The 21,623-nt window shown below is 44.9% G+C and carries 21 protein-coding genes; all 21 read right to left on the reverse strand.

Annotated elements, in window-relative coordinates:
• Positions 1-7: 7 nt before the first annotated feature.
• The 21 genes from rng to R7M72_RS19505 all read right to left on the reverse strand — a co-directional run bounded on the left by rng (position 8) and on the right by R7M72_RS19505 (position 21,623).
• Positions 8-1,477 (reverse strand): ribonuclease G, encoded by a 1,470-nt coding sequence (rng, locus tag R7M72_RS19405; RefSeq protein WP_005381138.1) that lies wholly within the window; start codon positions 1,475-1,477, stop codon positions 8-10.
• Between the two features lie 18 nt (positions 1,478-1,495).
• On the reverse strand, positions 1,496-2,065 hold the full coding sequence (locus R7M72_RS19410) for a Maf family protein (protein ID WP_025767607.1): 570 nt from the start codon (positions 2,063-2,065) through the stop codon (positions 1,496-1,498).
• 4 nt (positions 2,066-2,069) lie between these two features.
• Positions 2,070-2,558 (reverse strand): rod shape-determining protein MreD, encoded by a 489-nt coding sequence (gene mreD, locus R7M72_RS19415; RefSeq protein ID WP_005381141.1) that lies wholly within the window; start codon positions 2,556-2,558, stop codon positions 2,070-2,072.
• Positions 2,548-3,444 carry a rod shape-determining protein MreC gene (gene mreC / locus R7M72_RS19420; RefSeq protein ID WP_005381142.1) on the reverse strand — a complete coding sequence of 299 codons (897 nt, stop codon included), beginning with the start codon at positions 3,442-3,444 and terminating at the stop codon, positions 2,548-2,550. The genes mreD and mreC overlap by 11 nt, the downstream gene beginning before the upstream one ends.
• Positions 3,445-3,594: 150 nt before the next feature.
• Positions 3,595-4,638: a rod shape-determining protein gene (locus tag R7M72_RS19425; RefSeq protein WP_005381144.1), complete on the reverse strand. Its 1,044-nt coding sequence runs from the start codon at positions 4,636-4,638 to the stop codon at positions 3,595-3,597.
• Between the two features lie 151 nt (positions 4,639-4,789).
• Complete coding sequence (locus R7M72_RS19430; protein ID WP_315956606.1) at positions 4,790-8,683, reverse strand: DUF6701 domain-containing protein; 3,894 nt, start codon at positions 8,681-8,683, stop codon at positions 4,790-4,792.
• Positions 8,684-8,687: 4 nt separating this feature from the next.
• Entirely contained in the window at positions 8,688-9,119 is a 432-nt protein-coding gene (locus R7M72_RS19435; RefSeq protein ID WP_149191732.1) for an MSHA biogenesis protein MshP, read from the reverse strand.
• Positions 9,109-9,837, reverse strand: a complete 729-nt coding sequence (locus tag R7M72_RS19440) for a PilW family protein (protein WP_149191731.1) — start codon at positions 9,835-9,837, stop codon at positions 9,109-9,111. Before R7M72_RS19440 ends, R7M72_RS19435 begins: the two co-directional genes overlap by 11 nt.
• The gene (locus R7M72_RS19445; RefSeq protein ID WP_149191730.1) at positions 9,837-10,421 is read right to left on the reverse strand and encodes a prepilin-type N-terminal cleavage/methylation domain-containing protein; all 585 of its coding nucleotides are present in this window, start codon (positions 10,419-10,421) and stop codon (positions 9,837-9,839) included. The genes R7M72_RS19440 and R7M72_RS19445 overlap by 1 nt, the downstream gene beginning before the upstream one ends.
• Entirely contained in the window at positions 10,418-10,966 is a 549-nt protein-coding gene (locus tag R7M72_RS19450) for a type II secretion system protein (protein ID WP_005381149.1), read from the reverse strand. The genes R7M72_RS19445 and R7M72_RS19450 overlap by 4 nt, the downstream gene beginning before the upstream one ends.
• Positions 10,967-11,081: 115 nt before the next feature.
• Entirely contained in the window at positions 11,082-11,315 is a 234-nt protein-coding gene (locus tag R7M72_RS19455; protein WP_005381152.1) for a type II secretion system protein, read from the reverse strand.
• A 71-nt stretch (positions 11,316-11,386) separates the two neighbouring features.
• A complete protein-coding gene (locus R7M72_RS19460; protein ID WP_005381181.1) occupies positions 11,387-11,854 on the reverse strand; it encodes a type II secretion system protein in 468 nt (155 codons plus the stop codon).
• Positions 11,855-12,145: 291 nt separating this feature from the next.
• The gene (locus R7M72_RS19465; RefSeq protein ID WP_149191729.1) at positions 12,146-12,607 is read right to left on the reverse strand and encodes an MSHA biogenesis protein MshF; all 462 of its coding nucleotides are present in this window, start codon (positions 12,605-12,607) and stop codon (positions 12,146-12,148) included.
• A 3-nt stretch (positions 12,608-12,610) separates the two neighbouring features.
• The gene (locus R7M72_RS19470; protein WP_005381186.1) at positions 12,611-13,834 is read right to left on the reverse strand and encodes a type II secretion system F family protein; all 1,224 of its coding nucleotides are present in this window, start codon (positions 13,832-13,834) and stop codon (positions 12,611-12,613) included.
• Positions 13,835-13,842: 8 nt separating this feature from the next.
• On the reverse strand, positions 13,843-15,567 hold the full coding sequence (locus tag R7M72_RS19475; protein ID WP_005381188.1) for a GspE/PulE family protein: 1,725 nt from the start codon (positions 15,565-15,567) through the stop codon (positions 13,843-13,845).
• Complete coding sequence (locus tag R7M72_RS19480; RefSeq protein WP_315956607.1) at positions 15,564-16,658, reverse strand: tetratricopeptide repeat protein; 1,095 nt, start codon at positions 16,656-16,658, stop codon at positions 15,564-15,566. The genes R7M72_RS19475 and R7M72_RS19480 overlap by 4 nt, the downstream gene beginning before the upstream one ends.
• Complete coding sequence (locus R7M72_RS19485) at positions 16,655-17,500, reverse strand: ExeA family protein (protein ID WP_176311176.1); 846 nt, start codon at positions 17,498-17,500, stop codon at positions 16,655-16,657. Before R7M72_RS19485 ends, R7M72_RS19480 begins: the two co-directional genes overlap by 4 nt.
• A 44-nt stretch (positions 17,501-17,544) precedes the next feature.
• Entirely contained in the window at positions 17,545-19,185 is a 1,641-nt protein-coding gene (mshL, locus tag R7M72_RS19490) for a pilus (MSHA type) biogenesis protein MshL (RefSeq protein WP_005388471.1), read from the reverse strand.
• A gap of 20 nt (positions 19,186-19,205) precedes the next feature.
• Entirely contained in the window at positions 19,206-19,538 is a 333-nt protein-coding gene (locus tag R7M72_RS19495) for a hypothetical protein (protein WP_005381196.1), read from the reverse strand.
• Positions 19,531-20,181, reverse strand: a complete 651-nt coding sequence (gene gspM, locus R7M72_RS19500) for a type II secretion system protein GspM (RefSeq protein ID WP_005381197.1) — start codon at positions 20,179-20,181, stop codon at positions 19,531-19,533. The genes R7M72_RS19495 and gspM overlap by 8 nt, the downstream gene beginning before the upstream one ends.
• Entirely contained in the window at positions 20,178-21,623 is a 1,446-nt protein-coding gene (locus R7M72_RS19505) for an MSHA biogenesis protein MshI (protein ID WP_167415479.1), read from the reverse strand. The genes gspM and R7M72_RS19505 overlap by 4 nt, the downstream gene beginning before the upstream one ends.

Here is a 21,623-nt window from a genome sequence, read left to right on the forward strand (position 1 = left end):
TTCCAAATTACATCATTACGACGTCAAACTGTTCCTGAATGTACAGGGGTTCAGCCTGAACTCGCACTTGCTTGCCAATAAATACTTCGAGCTCTGCCAACGCATGAGACTCATCGCCCAACAGCGCTTCAGCAACAAACGGCGATGCGTACACGACAAAATTATCGGCGTCGTAAGCACGGTTCACACGAGTAATCTCACGTAATATCTCAAAGCATACGGTTTCGACCGTTTTCACGCTGCCACGGCCTTCACAAGTAGGACAGCCAGAACACAAGATATGTTCAATACTTTCTCGCGTACGCTTGCGCGTCATTTCAACTAAACCAAGCTGGGTAAAGCCGTTGATGTTGGTTTTTACTCGGTCTTTCGCAAGTGCCGTTTCCAGTGAGGTAAGTACTCGCTGACGATGCTCTTCGGATGCCATATCGATAAAATCAATAATGATGATACCGCCGAGGTTACGTAAACGTAGCTGACGCGCAATAGCTTGCGTTGCCTCTATATTGGTATTGAAGATCGTCTCTTCGAGATTACGACGACCAACAAATGCACCTGTGTTGATGTCGATGGTGGTCATGGCTTCGGTTTGATCGATGATCAAATAGCCGCCCGATTTTAGCTCGACCTTGCGCTCTAAAGAACGCTGAATTTCGTTTTCGGTGTCGTACATGTCAAAGATTGGCTTGTCACCTTCGTAAAGCTCAAGCTTATCTGTTAACTCCGGTACATACTCAGAAGTGAATTCTTTCAGGTTTTCATATTCAAGGCGGGAGTCGACCATGATCTTATCGAGCTCTGTGCCAACAAAGTCACGCAGAATGCGTTGAGCTAAGCCGAGTTCACCGTAAAGTGTTGAACGCGTTTTGTATTTTGAGCGACGCTCCATGACTTTTAGCCACAAACGCTTTAGAAATGCCGCATCTTGAGAGAGCTCTTTTTCATCAGCGCCTTCTGCCGCGGTACGAATGATAAAACCACCGTGCTCATCGCAGTAATGGTTCACCACCTTTTTCAAACGCTCACGCTCTTTCTCACTTTCAATACGCTGCGAAACACCGACATGGCTAGCCCCCGGCATAAAAACAAGATAACGCGAAGGTAAGGTGATATCCGTCGTTAAACGCGCACCTTTCGTGCCGAGCGGATCTTTGACCACTTGCACAACAATGTCTTGTCCCTGGCGTACCAGCTCAGAGATATCACGGACTTGAAACTGCTGTTTTTCGTTTTCTGCCACACATTCGGTATGGGGAACAATATCTGACGCATGTAAAAATGCCGCTTTATCTAAACCAATGTCGACGAAAGCCGCCTGCATACCTGGTAACACTCGGCTTACTTTGCCTTTGTATATATTGCCCACAATACCGCGACGCGATTCGCGCTCGATATGTATTTCTTGTAGTACTCCACCTTCAATCATGGCCACACGAGTTTCACTCGGGGTCACGTTAAGCAGCAATTCTGCACTCATGTGCACACCTCAAAACAATTATAAAAATTCTTGAATTAGCTGATCGGTTTCGAACAAAGGTAAGCCTACTACAGCGTGATAACTGCCTTCGATTCGGGTGACAAATCGCCCTCCGAGTCCCTGAATACCATAACTTCCAGCTTTATCGCATGGCTCTCCTGACTGCCAATATTGTTCGATTTCTTCGTGAGTCAGTGGTTTGAACCACACGTCAGTGGTAACGACCACTGAATGTTGTTGTTCCGATGATACAACGCTCACCGCAGTCATCACTTGATGACGACGACCCGATAAGCCAGTAAGCATACGCTTTGAATCTTCAAAACTTTTTGGTTTTTCTAGCACACGGTCATCGCATACCACGACCGTATCAGAGCCCAATACAACGGAATCAGGCTTAGCCAACGCTAAGCCTGCCTGAGCTTTTTCCAAAGAAAGACGCAACACGTAATCTCGTGCTTGCTCATGAGCCTGTTTGGCTTCCTCAATATCAGGCAATACGATCTCAAAATCATAACCCAGTTGAGCAAGCAGCTCTTTTCTTCTCGGAGAACCCGATGCGAGAACGAGAGATAAGCTTTTCTTCACCGCTTTACCTTACGTGCCATGCACGACGAACTCGTCGCATTAATAAAAACATCCATGGCCAAAGTATACAGTTTATTGCCGCCGTCCACAGAGATAATGGATTAAATACTACGTCCTGGTTCAAATATTCCCCACAGAATATCAAAACTTCCAATAACGCAGTAAAAAAGGCAATTAAAATCGACTGTTGCCACAATGCCATGTTACGAATCAACAGGAAATTCAGCGCAACGAGGTAGATAACGATCGACATCATCATGCCACGAATTCCAAGCGTTGAGCCGATCAAGATATCCCACAATAAGCCTAGCACTAGCGCAGTTCCGACGTTCACTCGGTGCGGTAGTGCCAACACCCAATAACACGTAACAAGGAACAACCATGAAGGGCGTAACACATCTAACACACCTGGCCATGGAATGGTTTGCAGTACCAGTGCAACGAAGAAACTGACGCCAATCACCATTCGGCTACTCAATACATTATTGGCCATCGGTTACCTCTTGTTCTTGCTCTAACCCTTCATCTACATTGGACCGCAGTACTTTGTGTTGGCGGTCTTCATTCGGCCAAATCAGCAGTAGGTAGCGTAAGCGATCAAACTCCACAACCGGCTCAGCCTTGATTGAAGCGAACTCTTGACGCGTATCGTGATCCACATTGGTAACCGTCGCGACTGGGTATCCCTCAGGGTAAATGCCACCTAAACCGGATGTCACCAATAAATCACCAACCTGAATATCTGTGCTGGTTGGAATGTGTTCTAGTTGGATTTCATCCATTTCACCATTGCCCGATGCGATCACTCGGATATCATTGCGGATCACCTGGACAGGAATTGCATTTTTCGCGTCCGTTAGCAGCAGAACACGTGCGTTGTGCGCTGCGACAAACGTGACCTGACCAACGATGCCTTTCTCATTGATAACAGGCTGACCAACGTAAACACCATCAATACGGCCTTTATCGATCACCACTTGATGACGATAAGGTGAAGTATCCACCGCCATTACTTCTGTCACGACTTTCTTTTCATCACGGACAAATGAAGATCCTAACAACTTACGTAAGCGTTGGTTTTCTTCTTTATATTGGTCGAGCAAGATAAGCTCGCTTTTCAGGCGTAGCACTTCTCGCTTTAAGCTGCGATTGCCTTCAACCAATGCCTGATGAGAATTAAAACGTTCAAATACGCCATCGAACATACTACGAGGTAAATTCGCTGCGTACTGAATCGGTGCAACCATACTGTTTAGTAGGTATCGAACGTTGGAAAACGTATCTAGACGACTATCGGCCAGCATTAAGCTCGCCGACACGATGACAGCAAAAAACAGACGTAATTGCAGAGACGGACCTCTGCCGAAAATCGGTTTCATCTTGTTTTTGACCTGATTGCTTCCATAATTATTGAGCCTTACTTGGCAACCTAAAAATACTTAACTAAATACTTTTAGGTATGGAGCATGTTTGAATTACAGAGAGAGCAGAAATGAAGGTGAAGCCCGACATGAGCTTCACCTAAACCTTTATTCTTCAGAGAACAGATCGCCACCGTGCATGTCGATCATTTCTAGTGCTTTACCGCCACCACGCGCAACACACGTTAGTGGATCTTCCGCGATAACCACAGGAATACCAGTTTCTTCCATTAGTAGACGGTCTAGGTCTTTAAGTAGTGCACCACCACCGGTTAGTACCATACCGTTTTCAGAAATGTCTGAAGCAAGCTCTGGTGGACACTGTTCTAGTGCAACCATGACTGCTGATACGATGCCAGATAGCGGCTCTTGAAGCGCTTCTAGGATCTCGTTTGAGTTCAAGCTAAAGCTGCGTGGCACACCCTCTGCAAGGTTACGACCGCGAACTTCAATCTCTTGAACTTCATCACCAGGGTAAGCAGAACCGATTTCGTGTTTGATCTTTTCAGCCGTTGCTTCACCAATCAAGCTGCCGTAGTTACGACGTACGTAGTTGATCACAGCTTCATCAAAGCGGTCACCACCGATACGTACAGACGATGAGTAAACCACACCGTTTAGAGAGATAACGGCAACTTCAGTTGTACCACCACCGATATCGACCACCATTGAACCTGTCGGCTCAGATACACGAAGGCCAGCACCAATTGCCGCCGCCATTGGCTCGTCGATTAGGTAAACTTCACGCGCACCAGCACCAAGTGCTGATTCACGAATTGCGCGACGCTCAACTTGGGTAGAACCACAAGGAACACAAACAAGAACACGTGGGCTTGGCTTTAGGATGCTGTTATCGTGCACTTGCTTGATAAAGTGCTGAAGCATTTTTTCGGTTACGTAGAAGTCAGCGATTACGCCGTCTTTCATTGGGCGAATAGCGGAAATGTTGCCAGGTGTACGACCAAGCATCTGTTTTGCTGCGTGACCGACTGCAGCAACGCTTTTTGCAGAACCTACACGATCTTGACGAATAGCAACTACAGAAGGTTCATCAAGGACAATTCCTTGCCCTTTTACGTAAATTAGAGTGTTGGCTGTACCTAAATCGATAGATAGATCGTTAGAAAACATGCCACGAAGTTTCTTAAACATACTCTTCGCTCATCCTGCAAAAATATAGAAGACAAAAATTGCTCTAAATGTACCAATGCCTCGCTGTCACAGCAAGGTATTGGTACACAAACATGAGCAGAAAGCCTCAATTTCTTGCAGTTTCCTAACTTAAGGGCAAAAACCTAAGTTGTTACTGTCCGGTTAACCCTGGCTCACCACGGTAAATCACGCGATCGTTACCACGATGAATACCAAAGGTGACGACGGATGATGGGTTTTCTTCGGAGCCATCATTGTCCCAATCATATTTGAGCCATGGTAAACCATTTTCAGAGTCATCAAGATCTAACCAAACGCGTGTTTGCTGACGGTATGGTTCTGCTTGAGTTGCAGTAATAGAACGAGAAGAACCAGAAGCAACTTCTCCACCAGCTCCTAACGTGACTGCTTTGGGAGTGGCTCCAGCACCTGTTGGCCAAATATGCGTTTCAGCGGCAGTGACACCTTTCACATCGGTTTGATTGTCATTAGGGTTGGCGATAAAGCGGCTACCATTCCAGTACTCAACTCGAAGTGGCACATGCAATGTCGAACCTTGGTTACCACCTACATCATCTAGGTCAACACGACCAAAGCGGATGTCGGGTTGCCTAACTAAGCGGGAGTTGAAATCTCCGTCAGTAATGTACTCAACAGGGTCAGCATTGTTGGTATATATCAAACCTATCTCTGATTTGGCAGTACCAGTCACAGAGTTAAATGGTCCATCAGGGTAGCTACCACCAAGATCTTTGTTCCAACAAGCACTGCCGATACACTGACCACTATTACCGACTGAGAAGTCTCCGATACTTTTATCAGATTCGTTACTCCAGTCTCCTGCGCCAAAATCAGGCGCATCGAATCGATCAGAGTAATGGTCAATATCGTCTAGGTTGAACTCCGCTTTTGTAACAAAGTCTGCATAGTTCTTAATCGCAGATTTGTTAGCATTCAATGCCTCCACGCTAAACTCGACCCCATCAAAAGGCTGATTCATATAAGCAAAACTTTGTGAACCAGGGTAATTCCAATCGCTGGCGATGACTTGGAAGTATTTAGGATAGAAACGACCAACGGTGACGTCATATTCATCTAATTTCTCTCCCAAATACGTTGCTTTAGTTTTAAGGTTTAAAGCGCCAACTTCATCCCAAACGTATTCAACTGTTTTACCCGATTTAGCTTCTTCAGAGCTAAAGTCTAAACTTGAACCTTTACTTGGATCTAAGTTGGCGATATCACCACCCGATGGGTACAAGACAGAAAACTCAGCATCAAGTGGCGCAGCCGTATTTGAATCAGAGAAATAGTTTTGTGTCAGTGGGTATTCACAAACATTGGTAGCATTACCACGTGAGTCGCTATGAACGACTGGTTTATAGGTCACATTAAAGCTTTCAGCAGAGGCAATAAAGCCATCACCAGTAGCTTGTGTCGCAGGGTTAGCTTTTCCACCATTTTTCGCCACAATATTACATGCGGCAATTTTCCATGGTCGAGACTTAACGCTGAATGAGCCATTGAGAACCACTGATTCTTGCTCACCTTTATCTTCATCCGGAGCTATTGGACACTCATCTGAGTACTGAGGATCACACGTGAAATTCGCATCTTCGAGTTTGATTGTGTACAAGCCCGACTCCATTAGCTTAAAGGTATCTGATGTCTTACCTTGCTCTGAGTCAATAAATTTAGGCTCATATGTTAATAAGCTCGCGTCACTGCGCCCGTCAGCTGGTGTTTCGATTTCCAACTGAACACTTGGTGAGCCCGTGTAACTTTTCACTACCGTTTGCTGACCATCGCTACAAGCTAATATTCTTGTTTCTATTTGATAATTTTTACCAGCTACGATTGCTTGGTCATCTACGTCAAACTTGAATGGTACAAATTTGAAGGTAGACGTCTGCGTTTTTGATGGATCATTGTCCACCGTAACCTTTAACGTATATTCGTCATTAAGCTCAATACCATTTTGATCTGTAACGGTAACTTGTAGCTTCAACTTACCAAGCTTCGAAGACACATTGCTTGTAGTAAAGCTTGGGTAAGTGCCTGTACCAGTGCTATCAGCGACTTCTACAGAGAACTTATCGGCATCAGGATAAACCTGCACAGTAACCCCTGTACTTTCCGCATAGCCATCATTCTTGGTTTCTATTTCAAAGCTAGGTTGCTCTGTCCCGCACATCAGCGCATATTGTGTTGCTGGTGATAGCGTTACTTCATAGTTGTCAGAAGGCGTAAAACAGTGGTTATCGGTCGCTATAATTTGTGAGCTGTTGTTCATCTGAATTCGTCTTGCAGTGATCGCACCATTTACAATCGTTGAGTTGCTCAGGTAAACATCTTTTTCACTATATAGTAGACCTGTAAAAACTGCGTTTTGACTAAGTACAACCTGCCCATCACTTGAACCATGTACAAGCACAACTAACTCAGCGTCTCCCACTTCACCAAAGTGGCTATCGTTATTACTTATCGATAGGCTTTTTGTATGGATAGTAACTTTCTCTCCATCAGGTATTTCAATGACTCCTGAATTGTTTAAGTTGATACTCCCCACCCAATAAGTACCTGTTTTAAAAGTTACCTTGCCTTTACCTACAGTTAGGGTGCCAATCACCTCATTATTGCTAAACTCACGCTCATCTTGCCATATATTCACATTAGTTAAGTTCGGATCATCAGGAGACCGAAAACTTTCAAGCTCCTGTTTTTTCACTCTCAAACCTGAGTCACCCAGACAGCTTTGGCCATCACAGTTAGCTTGGTTATGCATCGTAATATCTGCTGGGCGGAAACCAACGTAACGCTTACCGTTACTTAATTGCGCGCCAGAAATTTTGGCAGTATTACTCATCTCAAGCTTGGCATTATTATTTGAATCCCATGTTTGAGCTGGCGAAGGGAAAAGTTCACAAACTCCATCAACTGGCGGTTTATCGAAAAGGAAGTATGAGAATGGTTCGACAACGTGACCACGCTCCGAGTCTCTCTGCATATCTTCTTCATTGATAAGGGCTACACCTGTTTTTGTCACTGAGCAGCGACGTAGCCAACCACCATTGTTACCATTACGCGTTCTTTTAGACGCAAGTAATACAGGTGCAGACTTAAAGCCAGAAACAGGAAAATTACTCACTTGTAAGCAACCCTCTGTAATTGGTTTAATGACGTTGTCGTCCAATGCTCCCAACGTATTTCGTGTAGAGCCATCCCCTAACCAGAACTTACGACCATTCACAAAGCCTTGCCCGAGACCAGCAACAAAAGCTACGTCCTCAGATTTAGCTAGCACAGCATTCTTCGTAACTTCTGAACGATCTAAAATCAATGAGAAGCCTTGCACTGTAGGATTAAGTGCAATTGAACTCAGCCACAAAGGTTGCCCATTAATGTAGTTATTCTTAGTTTGTAATTGAACTAAGACGCCAGGGGCAGACGCAAAAGAAGTATTTAGACCAAAGTCCCTAAATAGCACATTTTTACTTTTGTAGGTTGTACCGCCAATATTCGAATAAGTAAGGTCGGAGCTTACCTTACCTGCAACAATCATGGCATCCCCATCAAACTTGATAACACCAGGTTCGATAACGAGGTAGTCTATGTCTTCCATGGGAGCATCAACGAAAGTCACCCTCTCACCTTGATTATTGTTGTCCGTGCATCGCCACTTCCCGTTATTGTTTTGCTTCAATCGCTTACATGCCGCGCTATGTGGCGGAAACAACTGCTTTACTGTGGCCTGAGTTTTGGACTTTGACCATATACGTAAATTTGAAGGATACTCCGTCCTCTTATCCGCGAAGTTAGACATTGACGCATCAATCGTCGACATCACAAAGACAAGCGGCTCTTCATCGTAGGTGTTCTGAAACTCGATATCACATGTAACACCACGCTCATTATTCAATACCTTACAATTTTCAGCAGGGATGGTGCCAAATTCAAACTGAGGGTTGTTATTTACTGCAGCAAAACTGATTGACGAAAAAAGGAAAAGAGCTACCGCAAGTAACGATATTATTATTTTTTTCATTATCTTACTCCCTCACCCAAACTTCTTGCTGTCGTTGAACTTGTGATAAACCTGAGCCACAAATGGCCACGCTTTTGATTACATAAAGGCCAACACTCTTACCATTATCGGTTAATACCCCAGTATTTTGGCAATCCAACTGAGTAATTTGGCATCCCTTGTCGAATAAACCGCTGCCCGGTGCTCGCGAGCCATCTTTAATACCGTTACACACACTCACTACGGCCGCCGATCGATTAACAGGGAAAAACTGCGTTAACAGCCAGTCATTACTCGACTGAGCGGTAAACCATGCTTTAGTCCCCAAAAATTCCCGTGTTACTCCGCTTTGGTTAGACCAAGTCACTTTCATTAGTGATGCCGCCAAATACCCCATCACGATAATGACAAAGAGCGTCACAATTAACACATTGCCTTTTTGCTTATTATGGAACATTCAGCACCTGCACATCTTGTTGATACACACTACTTTCACCGGACTGTTCAAACACGAACCTAAGATGCACAAGCCCGCCTCGATGAAGCGATGTATCGTCATATTTGAAATAACTCTGAGATTGATCATTAGCATACACAAGGTTGTCGGCAATTATTTCGCCGTTACGCTGTATCTGTGTGCCTACAAAGCAATATTTCACTGACTTAGATGGATCATAGAGATAGTGTCGATTAGAAACGGAGCGACTAGTTACTGAACTAGCGCCGTTAATGATCTTGTATGATTTATTCGAATCTGGAGAAAGGGCTCCGACATCAACACTATGAGTGGATGAGGTTAAATCACTTAACCGTGTTGGGTTAATCACCATTTTCAAGCCACTATCAAATTCGGGAGCATTATTACCAAAAAAACCCACCACAAACTGTATATCATTACCAGAAATCGCATAAAAACCAGAGTGCTCTATAGGCATAAAAATCAGGCAGTTTTTCTCTTTCTCATCGATAAAAAAACTATTCGGCACCGCATGACGAATCTCTCGAGATATTTTCTCAATAACGAATTGCGCCTGAGTTTGTAGTCTCTGCCTATCAATAGTATCAGCATAGCCCTTTGCTCCTAACTGCAAATAACCAGCAATTCCGAGCATGATAAAACTACCAACCACAATAGTGATGACCATTTCTATTAAAGTGAAACCACGATTTTTCATTAGTAGTTTCCCCTTATCGAAGACAGTGTTAAAGACTGTGTTTGTCCGGCGTAAATAGTCATAGTGATTCGTTTATAAGCCGTGATATCTTCCAGTGAAGGATTATTGACACCCGTTCCATCTGATTCAGCATATTGCACTTTCACTTCAACTCGAAAGTTCTTGTAATCATTTGCCATAGACGTGCCAAGAACGTTACTCAGCTCGTATAACGGCGTAGAGTTACAGCTGGCCTTTGTACCTTGTGTATACCAGCAACCGATATAGTCATCGACATCATTAAAACTAGCTGGGTTTGATTCATCGCTATCTGCCCCAAGACTTGTGGAACAATCCTTACCACCAAGGACAGTCTCACCACAGCGGACTAAACCACCATCAAAGTCACTGTTTTCATCGAAGCCTCGCGCCAATATCTGAGACATGAAACCTTGGCCTAATGCGGCCGCGCGGGTTTGATAATGAGGGATGGCGGAATCTCGAATTTGAGGGACAAGAAAAGAAGTAAACGCCACCATCGCAATGCCCATTAAAACAATCGCGATGATCATTTCTATCAAAGTCATGCCACTAGATTTCTTCATGAGCATGTACCTTTAGAAACATAGCCTTGAGTATTAATTTCAACTTGGCAGCGGCTTCGACCATGCTTATCTTCAATCAGGATTGAAACCCCACCACTCGCTGAGTTTATTGGATTACCCAATAAATCAAACTCGATTGGATTAGTTACAGCATTGGTCAGTGAAAACTTTGCGGATTTATCAACAACCATGTCACTACGAGTGTCTTGTTCCTTGCTAGCCAGGCCGCATGCAGCACTAGACCCGATGCAAGAGCTTGTAATCGACAAACAAAAATTAGTGTAGCTAGAGTCCTCTCCAGCTTTGTAGCTACTGGGTAGACATCTTTCAGGATAAGGCTTGTTTGGGATGCTGATATTCGACTGCATACGATTCACCTGCACTTGGCGAATAACAGAAATCACGCGTTCTTGTAATGCATATGCAGAGAAACTGCCAGAGCCCATAAAACGGCTGGCTGCAAAAAGTGAAAGGATAGAGAGGAGAACAATCACGAGGATTAACTCCATTAACGTAAACCCTAATGCAGAGCTGCGAATTTTCATAACCCAACCTTAGGCTTAGAACAAGCGAGATAAGTATACGATGAAATTATGAGATTAATGATAGGTTTATAATTTTTCGATTCGAAGTGTGAACAGACGAACAAATAACCAATATCTAGTTATTTTGCCCTTTTGAACGACTAATCTCTTCTTCAATTCGATCGTAAGTTTCTTTGTTGCTTAGCGTCTCAGAAACGTGCTCAGCGGTCTGCTTGGTTTGCTCCCACTTCGCTTCGTAAGTTTCTGGTTCAAAGCTGATAAATCTTGGTAATACCACATAACCGATCATACCTAAGATAATCAGTACAACTACAAACTCTATTGCACTAAGACCCGATGATTTACGCATATGAACTATTCCGAAATTAATCAAAATAAAGAGATAAAGGCCAGACTAGCTGGCCTTTTGAGTAATATTTATTACTTACACTCATTCGCAGTTTTAGTAACAGCGACTGTTGCTGGAGTATCTTTGTCTTTAGCTTGAGTGTATTTAACACATTTCGTGTCGTAGTTATCGAAACCGTATGAAATGTATTTAGGGTCAGCATTAGTATCTACTTTCTTAACAACCCAATCTTCCGATAGACCATCAACAACTAGAGATAGCGCTGCCGAAGTTGCTTCTGGGTAACCAAACTCTAGGTTTAAAGTTGAAGTACCGATACTGATTGCACCGTCAGCTGTTGCCTCTTGACCTTCAATTGCTGCTTTACCGTAAGTAATGCCAGCAGCACCAGTCATAGCACCTTTCAAACCATCAAGAGCTGAATCACGAGCATCATCTTGCAGGTTAAGGAAACGTGGTGCTGCAGTGACCGCTAGAATACCTAGGATTACAATTACCACTACCAATTCGATAAGGGTGAAACCACCTTGTCTTTTCATTGTTTACTCTCTCTATGTAAGCATGCAGTACAACTGCAAAGTTTTGTTTAGGTCACGCGACCATTTTGGATATTGTCAAAACGGTTTGGGGCAGCAACGTTCACTAAAACTGACCGTGAAGTGGATACTGTATCTACCGCTTGAGCAGAATGACGATTCGCCATTATTCAGTTCATGCTGCAATGAGAAAAACACATTATTGTTTACCCACTATTACAGCCTGTTACTTATGGTAATGATTGCATTATACCGACTTTCATTACCAATTATAGTGATTAGGTGTCAAAAAATTCACTCCGCCGACATTTCGACGTCTATTTTCAGTTGATTAGCAGTTGAGATAACTACAATCGACTGACCATTTTCATAAGTGTAGTGACAGACATAACGATCAGTTTTGATGGCTCCACTGATATCTATTAACTTGTTGGTCATTATTTTACGTTGGGGGTAATGCACCGCTAGCCAATAACCACAATCTAATACACCTTGCTGAGTAAAGGGAGACACTAACCCGTCCTCAGTCATAGTAAGGTTAAAACCATCCATCAGCATATGCTCTGGCTCGCCTTGTACTAGCCAAGCTTGACGATAACGCTGAACACTATCTTGCATCCAAACTCTCGCCAACTTAGCCCCAGTTACTTGTGCTTGCTCGGTCACAGGACGTAATTTGATCGCCAAACCCACCGCCATAATCGTAGCAATAACCCCAAACACAATAAGCGTTGCTCGGCTTTGATTTTCAACCACCTATTAGCCGCCTTTGATGATGTCGAGCATTCCCCACATTGGTAAGAAGATACCCAATGCCAGCACCATGACCATGCCTGCGACAATCACCAAAAGTAATGGTTCTATTCTTGCGGTCAGCGTTTTTAGATCGTAATCGACTTCTCGATCGTAAAAGTCCGACACCTCCAGCAGCAACTCATCAATACGACCAGTTTCTTCACCTACTGCAATCATCTGAATCACCAATGGGGTGAATATTTTACTGTTGATGGCCGTCACTGAAATGGTGCTACCCGCTTCAATTGCGGACTTCATCTCAAGAATTCGGTTTTCTAAAAAACGGTTCCCTAAGGCTTCCCCGGCCAAAGCCAAAGACTGGTTAAGTGGCACACCTGATTTCAGCATCAACGAAAAGGTTCTGGCAAAACGAGAAAGCTGCGCACGATTAACGATATCGCCTACAATTGGCAGCCGAAGCCGAAACTTATCGAACTTCTCCCGACCATCAGCCGTCGCCACCCACGCTCTGAACACTGTAAACGCGCCAATCATTGCCACAACCAGCAACACCCAATAATTAACAAAGAAATTAGAAGTCGCGATCAAAATACGCGTCGGCAATGGTAGCTCAACCCCAAAGCGCGTGAACATCGATGCAAACTCAGGGATCACCAAGATATTCAATACAAACATGGCGATGGTGATAAAGATAATGACAAACGTCGGATAACGCATCGCCGCTTTAATGCGTTTGCGAGTCTCAAGTTCCTGTTCGTAGTAATTCGCCAGTTGCAATAGCGCTTGGTCAAGCCGACCCGTATTCTCACCGACGTTGATCATAGAAACAAATAGTGGGCTGAATACTTTGCTGTGTTGCTGCATCGCAGAAGACAAACCTCGGCCATTACTCAGTTCAGAAACGACATCTTCTAGCGCCTCTTTGAGCTGTTTGTTTTCGCAATTTTGCAACAAGCCACGCATAGAGCGCAGCAAAGGTACGCCAGCTTTAGTCAAACTAAACAACTGGCGAGAGAAAAGAATAATTACTTCCAACGGAATAGCAGGCACAAACAGCTTAGATAAGCTCACTTGGCTTTTTGCCGACTCTTTCTCTAAACGTACATTGAGCGGGATGACCCCTTTATTCATCAATGCTTCCGCCGCAGCTTCTGAGTTCACTGCTTCGATTTTGCCGTTAGTGGATGAGCCGTCTAACGTGCGGCCTTGATAACGAAAAGTTGGCATTCACTTACCTATATGAAAATGGGATCAGTCTTACCAGAAGCATCGCCCTCACCTAGGGTCATCACTTCATCCAAACTGACGGTGCCTTGTAGCGCCAGTTCCATTGCAGAAGCAAGCAGTGGCTTATAGTTTTCTGAGCGGCGCGCGGCTTGCGCAAAGCCAACCGCATCATTAGCGCGCAATTTATCCATCATCTCTTGCTCAAGTTCGAGCATTTCAAACACACCGATTCGGCCTCGATAACCAGTCAAGTTACAGTTTTGGCAACCTGCGCCTTTATAAAAAATGGTGCTAACTTGATTTGGGAAACGCCCAGCTAACCACTGCTGGCGAGACTCATCTAAGTGGTCTTCTGTTTTACAATCTGGGCAAACTCGGCGCACAAGACGCTGCGCCACCACGGCTCTGACCGCACTAGCAACCAAGTAACCCGGCGCCCCCATATCGATCATGCGTAACGCACTGTCGACAGCATCGTTGGTGTGGAGAGTGCTCAATACTAAATGCCCCGTTAGTGCAGCTCGCAGACCAATTTCTACCGTCTCTTGATCACGCATCTCACCAACAAGAATTATGTCTGGGTCTTGACGTAAAAAGGTTCTAAGAACACGCGAGAAAGTTAGATCGATCTTACTGTTAACCTGTACCTGAGTGATGCGAGGCAGACGATATTCAACCGGGTCCTCTGCTGTAATGATCTTTTTCCCAGGTTCGTTGAGCTCACTCAATGCGCCGTAAAGCGTGGTGGTTTTACCTGAACCTGTCGGCCCGGTAACCAAAATCATGCCGTGCGGACGCGCCAACTGTCGACGTAAGCGAGCAAGCAAGTCTGGCGGCAAGCCCGACTCTTCTAACGGACGCAAACCAGCGGACTGGTTAAGCAGACGCATTACCACAGATTCTCCGTACTGCGTTGGTAACGTCGACATACGAATATCAATTGATTGGCCACGAACTTTGATATTGAATCGGCCATCTTGTGGCAAGCGCTTTTCAGAAATATCTAGGTGTGCCATCAACTTCAGTCGAAGAACCAAAGCCGATGCAATGTTCACTTCATTTAAGAGCGTTTCATGCAATACGCCATCAATACGCTGGCGCAAACGCAATACTTGATCGTCTGGCTCAATATGAATATCCGAAGCTCCAACCTGTACCGCATCTTCAAACATGGAATTAACCAGCTTTACAACGGTAACCTCTTCACTATCGGCTTCATCAATACCGTAATCAAAGCTTTGTACATCTTTATGCTCTTCATGCAGCTGCTCAGCAAAGGAGGCGATCTCTTTAGTACGGCGGTAATAGCGGTCAAAGCTTGAAATGAGCTGACGCTCTGAAGCCACAATGAACTCAAGGTTGTATTGGCCCAACAAGTTCATCAATGATTCTTGGATGAACAAATCCGCTGGGTCGCTCATAGCAACGCGCAGTGTGTCCCCATTTCGAGCAACGACCATCGCACGTAAGCGACGTGCGTGTACCTCAGGTAGAATCTGCACGGCTTCGGCATCCACAGGCGCACGACCAAGATCGATCAGTGGCAAACCAAGCTGCTGAGACAAGAAGTCCAACATTTGCTTTTCGGTAATAAAGCCAAGGTCAATTAACGCATCCCCTAGCTTCTGCCCGGTACTGCGTTGTGCGTTTAGTGCTTGCTGGATTTGTTCTTCAGAGACGATACCTTCCTCAACCAGAAGATCGCCCAAGCGTTTTCTCAACTGAATTTTCATTGTGCGCTCTCCAACTCTTTTAAGATGCTCAAACGGTCACGGATAAATGCTTGCGATTGATTCGAAATGCCAACTTTACCCAGAGCTTGGTTGTAAGAGTTAATCGCGGCAGTAAAAGCCAGGGCGCGCTCTTGTTGAATAGCCAAACCTAACCACCAGCGCGCGTTTTCCGGCTCACGCTGAGTTAGGAGTTGATAGCTCTCAAGCGCAATGTCATTTTGCTTGTGTTTTTGTGCCAATGCAGCACGCATCGCCAAGTAATCTCGACTTGGTACTGGAGGCAAATGAACAAGCGGGCTCAGCGCCGCTTCAGGTTGATTAGCTTTCACTAACAACTTAGACAAGGCCAAGCGAAGTACTTGGTTGTTCGTATCTAGGTTGATACCTTCTTGAATAATCTCATATGCTTTACGCGTGTCACCTTTACCAAAGTACAACGCTGATAGCTTTTGACGCGTGTCTGCATTCATTGGCTCATAACGCAACGCCTCGGCATAAGCCGACAACGCCGTTTGCATATCGTTAGCATCCAGTGCTTTTTCCGCTCGGCTAACCGCTTTAAGAGATAATTGGCGGTGAGTAAGCTCAACCTGCTCAATACGCATTGAGCTGTTTTCTGATGTCGTGCGGGTTACGTGATTAGATTGTTCCTCGCTCGACATCGTTGCTAACTGCGCGAGTAAAACTGCCTCTTCAGAGGCGATATTTATCTCAGATCTTAGCGTGAACCTATCAGTCTCTTGCATGTGAGGCTGTTGCGCTACCGGCTGTGTGGCTGGTTTGGTGTAAACCACTTGAGTTGTATCGGGCGTCATTTTACTCGTTGGCGAGTGAGTGCGCTCCGATGAAACAATTGGTGAGACATTCACAGACGACAGTGGCATAGCGTCGGTTTGAAACTGTGATAGCTCGCCTGAAGGGACAGGACCGCGAGAGACCGCCCAGCTACCAACCGCAAGGCTTAACGAAAAACCGGCGACAAGCCAAAGCCAAGGTTTACTACGTGAGACTCTTGGAATCTCCGCACGAGTAAGCTCTGACGGCGATGTTTTTTCAGCAAGTTCTGATAATGCTTTATTGATGGCACTCAAGGTTGACTCCATCCCCAAAATACGGGTGTTTTAAACTTAGGTTTACGGGCATCAAACGTATCGTGCATAGCGGCGTAAACGTGATGATTTTTCAATAGTGTGCAACGCTCATTAAATGCAGCAAGCAACGACTTGTGGCTAATTTGGTTTATCAAGCGCGGAATCCCCATGGATGAACGCCAAATCGCTTTTTTCTGTTCAATAGAAAAAATGTGCGCCCCATTTCCTGCTTTATCTAAACGATTATTGATGTAAGCCACGCCTTCATCGATAGAGAGAGGACGTAACTGGCAGCTAAACGTAATGCGTTGACGAAACTGCCTTAGCTCATGGTTAGCCAATCTTTCATCCAACTCAGGTTGTCCGAATAACACCAATTGAATGAGCTTATCTTGTCCCGTTTCTAGGTTGCCAAATAGACGCAATGTTTCTAAAGCTTGTGGGGAAAGAGCTTGCGCTTCATCAACGATCAAGACGGTTTTCTTTCCCAAGGCATGTACTTGAATCAAGTGCTCTTGAATGAGGGAAACGATGCGCAGCGGATCATCGTTCTCGATACCTAACTCTCTGGCGACAGCAAACTGCAACTGCTCCCCATTCAACACTGGATTGGGTAAGTAAATAAGCTCAACTTCAGATTCAATCTGCTCGATCAGCTTACGGCATACCATGGTTTTTCCAGTGCCGACTTCTCCCGTCACCTTAATCACCCCTTCTCCCATTTGCACGGCAGCTAGGATGGTTTGGATCGCCTCATAGTGAGGGACTAACCCCAAGAACATTTCTGTATTTGGGGTTAACGAAAAAGGCTGAACTCGGAACCCAAAGTGTGACAAGTACATACTCGAATCACAAACCTATTGAAAAACAGAACCTTTCCCAGCGCTTATTGCGCATCTGGGAACCACTCTTGCAGCAGATCACGAGAGCGCTCTAGCTCTTTCTGCCAAGAGTTCACGCCAACTACGGTCGGTTTTAGCAAGATGACCAATTCTGTTTTCTCAGTTACGTTATTCACGTTGCGGAACAAATGCCCCAGTGCTGGTACATCGCCCAAAAATGGGACTTTAGAAACAAGCTCACGATTTTGCTGTTTCATCAACCCGCCGATAACCACAACATCGCCATCTTTAGCACGAATAACCGAGTCTGATTCACGAATAGAGCTTTTCGCTAATGGCAGTTGGATGTTTTGGAAATCTCCGCCCAAGTTCAATTGCTTCACTTCTTCCGTGACTTCAATAACTGCGGGGTGAACATGCAGGAACACATTGCCTTTGTTATCAATTTGCGGAGTCACATCGAGGGAAATACCCGAGAAGAATGGCGTCAGTTCCACTTCAGGAACTGCATTTGAGTTTTCACCGTTGCCTGCATTGCTCGATAGCTCGGTAACAAAGTACTCATCGGTACCCACTTTGATGACAGATTTTTGGTTGTTGGCAGCGGTAATACGAGGGCTCGAAAGGACGTTCAAGTCACCTTGCGTAGACATGAAGCTCAACACGGCATTGAAGTTACCATCCGAAATAGTCACGTTAGTTTGACCGCCCAATAGCGTGCCAATCGCATCCAATGGTGGTAATGTCGACGCAGGGCGGTTGACTACGATACTACCCGAGTTACCAATTGACGCCGATAAGTTTGACCAGTTGATGCCTTGTTGGTAGCCATCATTCAACGTCACTTCTAGGATTTTAGCTTCAAGAATGACCTGGCGCTGCATGCGCTCCTGCGATACACCTAAGAACTCGCGTACTTCGCGAATATCATCTGGAAATGCTCGAACCGTAATAACTCCCGCTTGTGGCGTTACAACCACACTTTGCCCTTTGCCTGAACCAATTAGATTCGCAACGGCTTGCTGCAGCATCGGCCAGAAGTCACTTTCAGTGATGGTTTCGATGCGTGTACCGCCCGTAGATGTGGTCGAGCTATCGTTGTTGTTTCCATTGTTAGAGTCTGACGAGTCAGAACTGTCTGAGCTACCACCAGAATTAGACGTACCAGCCGAGGTTACAGAGCCCGTAACAATGCTGGTTAATGAGCGACCAGAACGCTTGAACTGCAGGTAATCGACTGGAATGGTCACCGTACGCATACCTGCTGGGTAGATTTGAATAACTTTGCCAGACTTCACCACGTCATAGCCATACATATTCTGTACGACATTCAGAACTTCATCCAATGTCACATCTGACAAGTTGACGGTGATATTACCTTGTACCGATGGGTGAATCGCCACGCTGTACTCTGTGCCTTTCACCAACGAGGCGAAAAAGCTTCTTGCATCGACCGCATTCGCTTGAATACGAAAACGCTTCGAGGTGCCTTGCTCTGATGCAACGTTCGAGTCTAAATTTGGCATCAAGTCTGCCTCAACAGAAGAAGGAATTTCTTCCAATGTGCGGCTGTTCGCTTGATTGATCGATTCATTGAGCGCTTCTTTAACTTCCACTGGATTCCGATGACCCATTGAACATCCCATTAAAGAAGCAATCGTTATTCCTACAACTAATTTGCGCATATCTGATCGGGCTCTGGTTATTATTGTTTTACGTTTAAATCAAAAAGCTCTAGGTCCCACTGACGGTTACCACGCTTTAAAGTTACAAATTCACTATTAATGCTCGCGACGCGATAACCCTTAAATAGCTCGCCTTTTTCGACAAGTTTGTTATCCATAATCGCGATACAATCAGTACTTGGCTTACACACAATACTGTTGAGCTTAGGCAGTCGGTACCGTTTAACTTTTGGTTTCGCTGACGTTTCAACCGCTGGCTTTTCCCAACCAAGTGGGGCCGTTGGGTCCTGGTTTGCCCAAGCGGTTCCTGCCGCTGCCATAACAAGCAATGAGATGATGAGTTTGTTAACCACCAATAAACTCCTCTCTAGATCCTAGTGTGTAGACTTCTAACACAAGCTTCGCTTTCGGGTACTCTTCGACTTTATAACTAAAGCTGCGCCAGTAATAACTCGCAGGAAGGCTCTCCAATTTATTCAGATAATTAGCAATAGAAAAATAGTCACCAGTCAGTTCCATACGAACAGGATGCACGTAGTAACCAGAGTATTGCGATGCTTCTTTATCTTCCGTTATTGGCTCAGATGGCAAGGTTTGCAGAGACAAAAGGTGAATGCCACTTTGCTGCTCCAACACATTTTCAAGCAGCTCAGCCATTTGCGAAGGTGTAATAAGATGCTCGATGATCTCCGCTAATTGCATCGAAAGATGCTGACTCTCAGCTAACAGATTAGATATCGCGCGATCAATCTCAGCATTTGGATCTTTCTTAAGTTGCGCCTGAATACGTAGCGTATCGATTTCAATCTTTTGATTGGCTTGCTTTAAATTACTTAGTTGCCTCTCATTACTGATGATCTCGTTAAGCTTTGGCTCCAATACCAGCGTAAAGAGCAACATGATCACGACAACTAAACCGCACAATGCGGTGAGCACTTTTTCACGCGTACTCATTTCGCCAAAGCGCCCTTCTAATGAGAGCCAGAATTCGTTCATTTCTCTTTATCCTCGCGCGTTTTTAGTTCAAACGTCACAATATCCTTATCATTTCGACCTATTTTGACGTCGTCAAACGTTCGGCCAACCAAGCTAATTTCATTTTTAAATTGGCTGACCCAATTTGGCACTGAGCTCGGTTTTTTCGCTAGTCCCTTCAGGTCTAAGGTATGGGTATTGATTCGAATTTCGGACAAAGAAATTTCTTGGTTTCCTAGCTTCGCTAATGATTGCATCACGCCAGAGTAACCCGTGCGTTGCGAGTCATCGTATTTCCCGACAGCTTTAAGCGAGTCTCGCTTCGCCTTGACTTCACGCTCTAAGCGGGCTTTAGCTGCCAGCTTATTATTGTCAGGTTGATGCTTACGTAGCTTGACTTGATAACGTTCAAGCTCTGACTTCATGATATCGCCTTTACTTTTTACAATAGCAATCTCATCTTCCAAACCGCTGCTCTGCCAAGTGACATAACCGTAAGAAAATAGAATTGCAGCCGCCGCAACGCCCCAAGATAACGCGATATTTTTTAGCGTCAGGAGCTCTTTTTTCGGTTTTAAGTAATCGGGATATAAGTTGACGCGTCGAGTATTTGAAGTAGCCGCAGTGTCAGCCAAAACATGTCCTGATAGCTCATGTTCTGGTGGTAATAACGGTGAAACCTTAGTACTTAAACGGTAGTTCAGAGCCTGAACAAGCTCGCTCTCATCCTCTTCATCACAGCACACTTTCAATTGATGTAATTGCACGTGGCGTAACTGAGATGAAAGATAGTCAATCGAACGTTGCAGTTCTAACGACAGACTGTCCATCTGTAAATCGCTAGACGGAACCCCCGTTAACGGTGGCGTCACACTGCGAATAGAGCGGTGGAACGCAATAGTATTTTCGACAAAAGCGCTTATACGGAAATGACCACGCACACTGCGTTGTAATAATAGGAAGTTTCCTAGTTCACCCGCAGTCTCTCCCCAAATATCGTCTTCAGGAAGAATGGCTTCTAATGGTAACTGGGCTCGACTGGCCAGTAACACAATCTTATCCAATATTTTTCGCGATAAGACGTATGCTTGCACTTTGGTTGAATTCGGTAACTCGACCGCATCGGCAATAATGTCGATAGCACGCTCAGAGATCAGTTCTTTCAACAAAAACGGTAATGCGGCTGGCCATTCTTGACGCGGCATGACCGGTTTGTCGATTTGGTACATCTGGTAATAGTTATGAGAAAGAACAACCGTTAATGAATCATACGCACTCGCTGCAACGCTCAATGCTTGCTCAACGGCTTTTTCCCAATTGGACTCAGAAATATCAAATTGGTATGGACGACTACTTTTGATTGAAGATGATAAATAAACGGCGTCTGGCTGAATAACCAAAAAGCAGGAGCGACCACCACTAGATGATCGCTTAAGCTTGTCGAATAGTGCTTTGAAATCCAT

Origin of the sequence: Vibrio sp. YT-18 (genome assembly GCF_033337345.1) — a bacterium.
Classification (GTDB): Bacteria; Pseudomonadota; Gammaproteobacteria; order Enterobacterales; family Vibrionaceae; genus Vibrio; species Vibrio alginolyticus.

Coding starts and splice junctions, on each gene's coding strand:
- gspM (WP_005381197.1), bottom strand. CDS start 20,181: ATGAACGAATTCTGGCTCTCATTAGAAGGGCGCTTTGGCGAAATGAGT.
- mshL (WP_005388471.1), bottom strand. CDS start 19,185: ATGCGCAAATTAGTTGTAGGAATAACGATTGCTTCTTTAATGGGATGT.
- R7M72_RS19485 (WP_176311176.1), bottom strand. CDS start 17,500: ATGTACTTGTCACACTTTGGGTTCCGAGTTCAGCCTTTTTCGTTAACC.
- R7M72_RS19440 (WP_149191731.1), bottom strand. CDS start 9,837: ATGAAAAATCGTGGTTTCACTTTAATAGAAATGGTCATCACTATTGTG.
- mreD (WP_005381141.1), bottom strand. CDS start 2,558: ATGGCCAATAATGTATTGAGTAGCCGAATGGTGATTGGCGTCAGTTTC.
- R7M72_RS19455 (WP_005381152.1), bottom strand. CDS start 11,315: ATGCGTAAATCATCGGGTCTTAGTGCAATAGAGTTTGTAGTTGTACTG.
- mreC (WP_005381142.1), bottom strand. CDS start 3,444: ATGAAACCGATTTTCGGCAGAGGTCCGTCTCTGCAATTACGTCTGTTT.
- R7M72_RS19450 (WP_005381149.1), bottom strand. CDS start 10,966: ATGAAAATTCGCAGCTCTGCATTAGGGTTTACGTTAATGGAGTTAATC.
- R7M72_RS19445 (WP_149191730.1), bottom strand. CDS start 10,421: ATGAAGAAATCTAGTGGCATGACTTTGATAGAAATGATCATCGCGATT.
- R7M72_RS19505 (WP_167415479.1), bottom strand. CDS start 21,623: ATGGATTTCAAAGCACTATTCGACAAGCTTAAGCGATCATCTAGTGGT.
- R7M72_RS19475 (WP_005381188.1), bottom strand. CDS start 15,567: ATGAAAATTCAGTTGAGAAAACGCTTGGGCGATCTTCTGGTTGAGGAA.
- R7M72_RS19430 (WP_315956606.1), bottom strand. CDS start 8,683: ATGAAAAAAATAATAATATCGTTACTTGCGGTAGCTCTTTTCCTTTTT.
- rng (WP_005381138.1), bottom strand. CDS start 1,477: ATGAGTGCAGAATTGCTGCTTAACGTGACCCCGAGTGAAACTCGTGTG.
- R7M72_RS19435 (WP_149191732.1), bottom strand. CDS start 9,119: ATGTTCCATAATAAGCAAAAAGGCAATGTGTTAATTGTGACGCTCTTT.
- R7M72_RS19425 (WP_005381144.1), bottom strand. CDS start 4,638: ATGTTTAAGAAACTTCGTGGCATGTTTTCTAACGATCTATCTATCGAT.
- R7M72_RS19470 (WP_005381186.1), bottom strand. CDS start 13,834: ATGCCAACTTTTCGTTATCAAGGCCGCACGTTAGACGGCTCATCCACT.
- R7M72_RS19460 (WP_005381181.1), bottom strand. CDS start 11,854: ATGAAAAGACAAGGTGGTTTCACCCTTATCGAATTGGTAGTGGTAATT.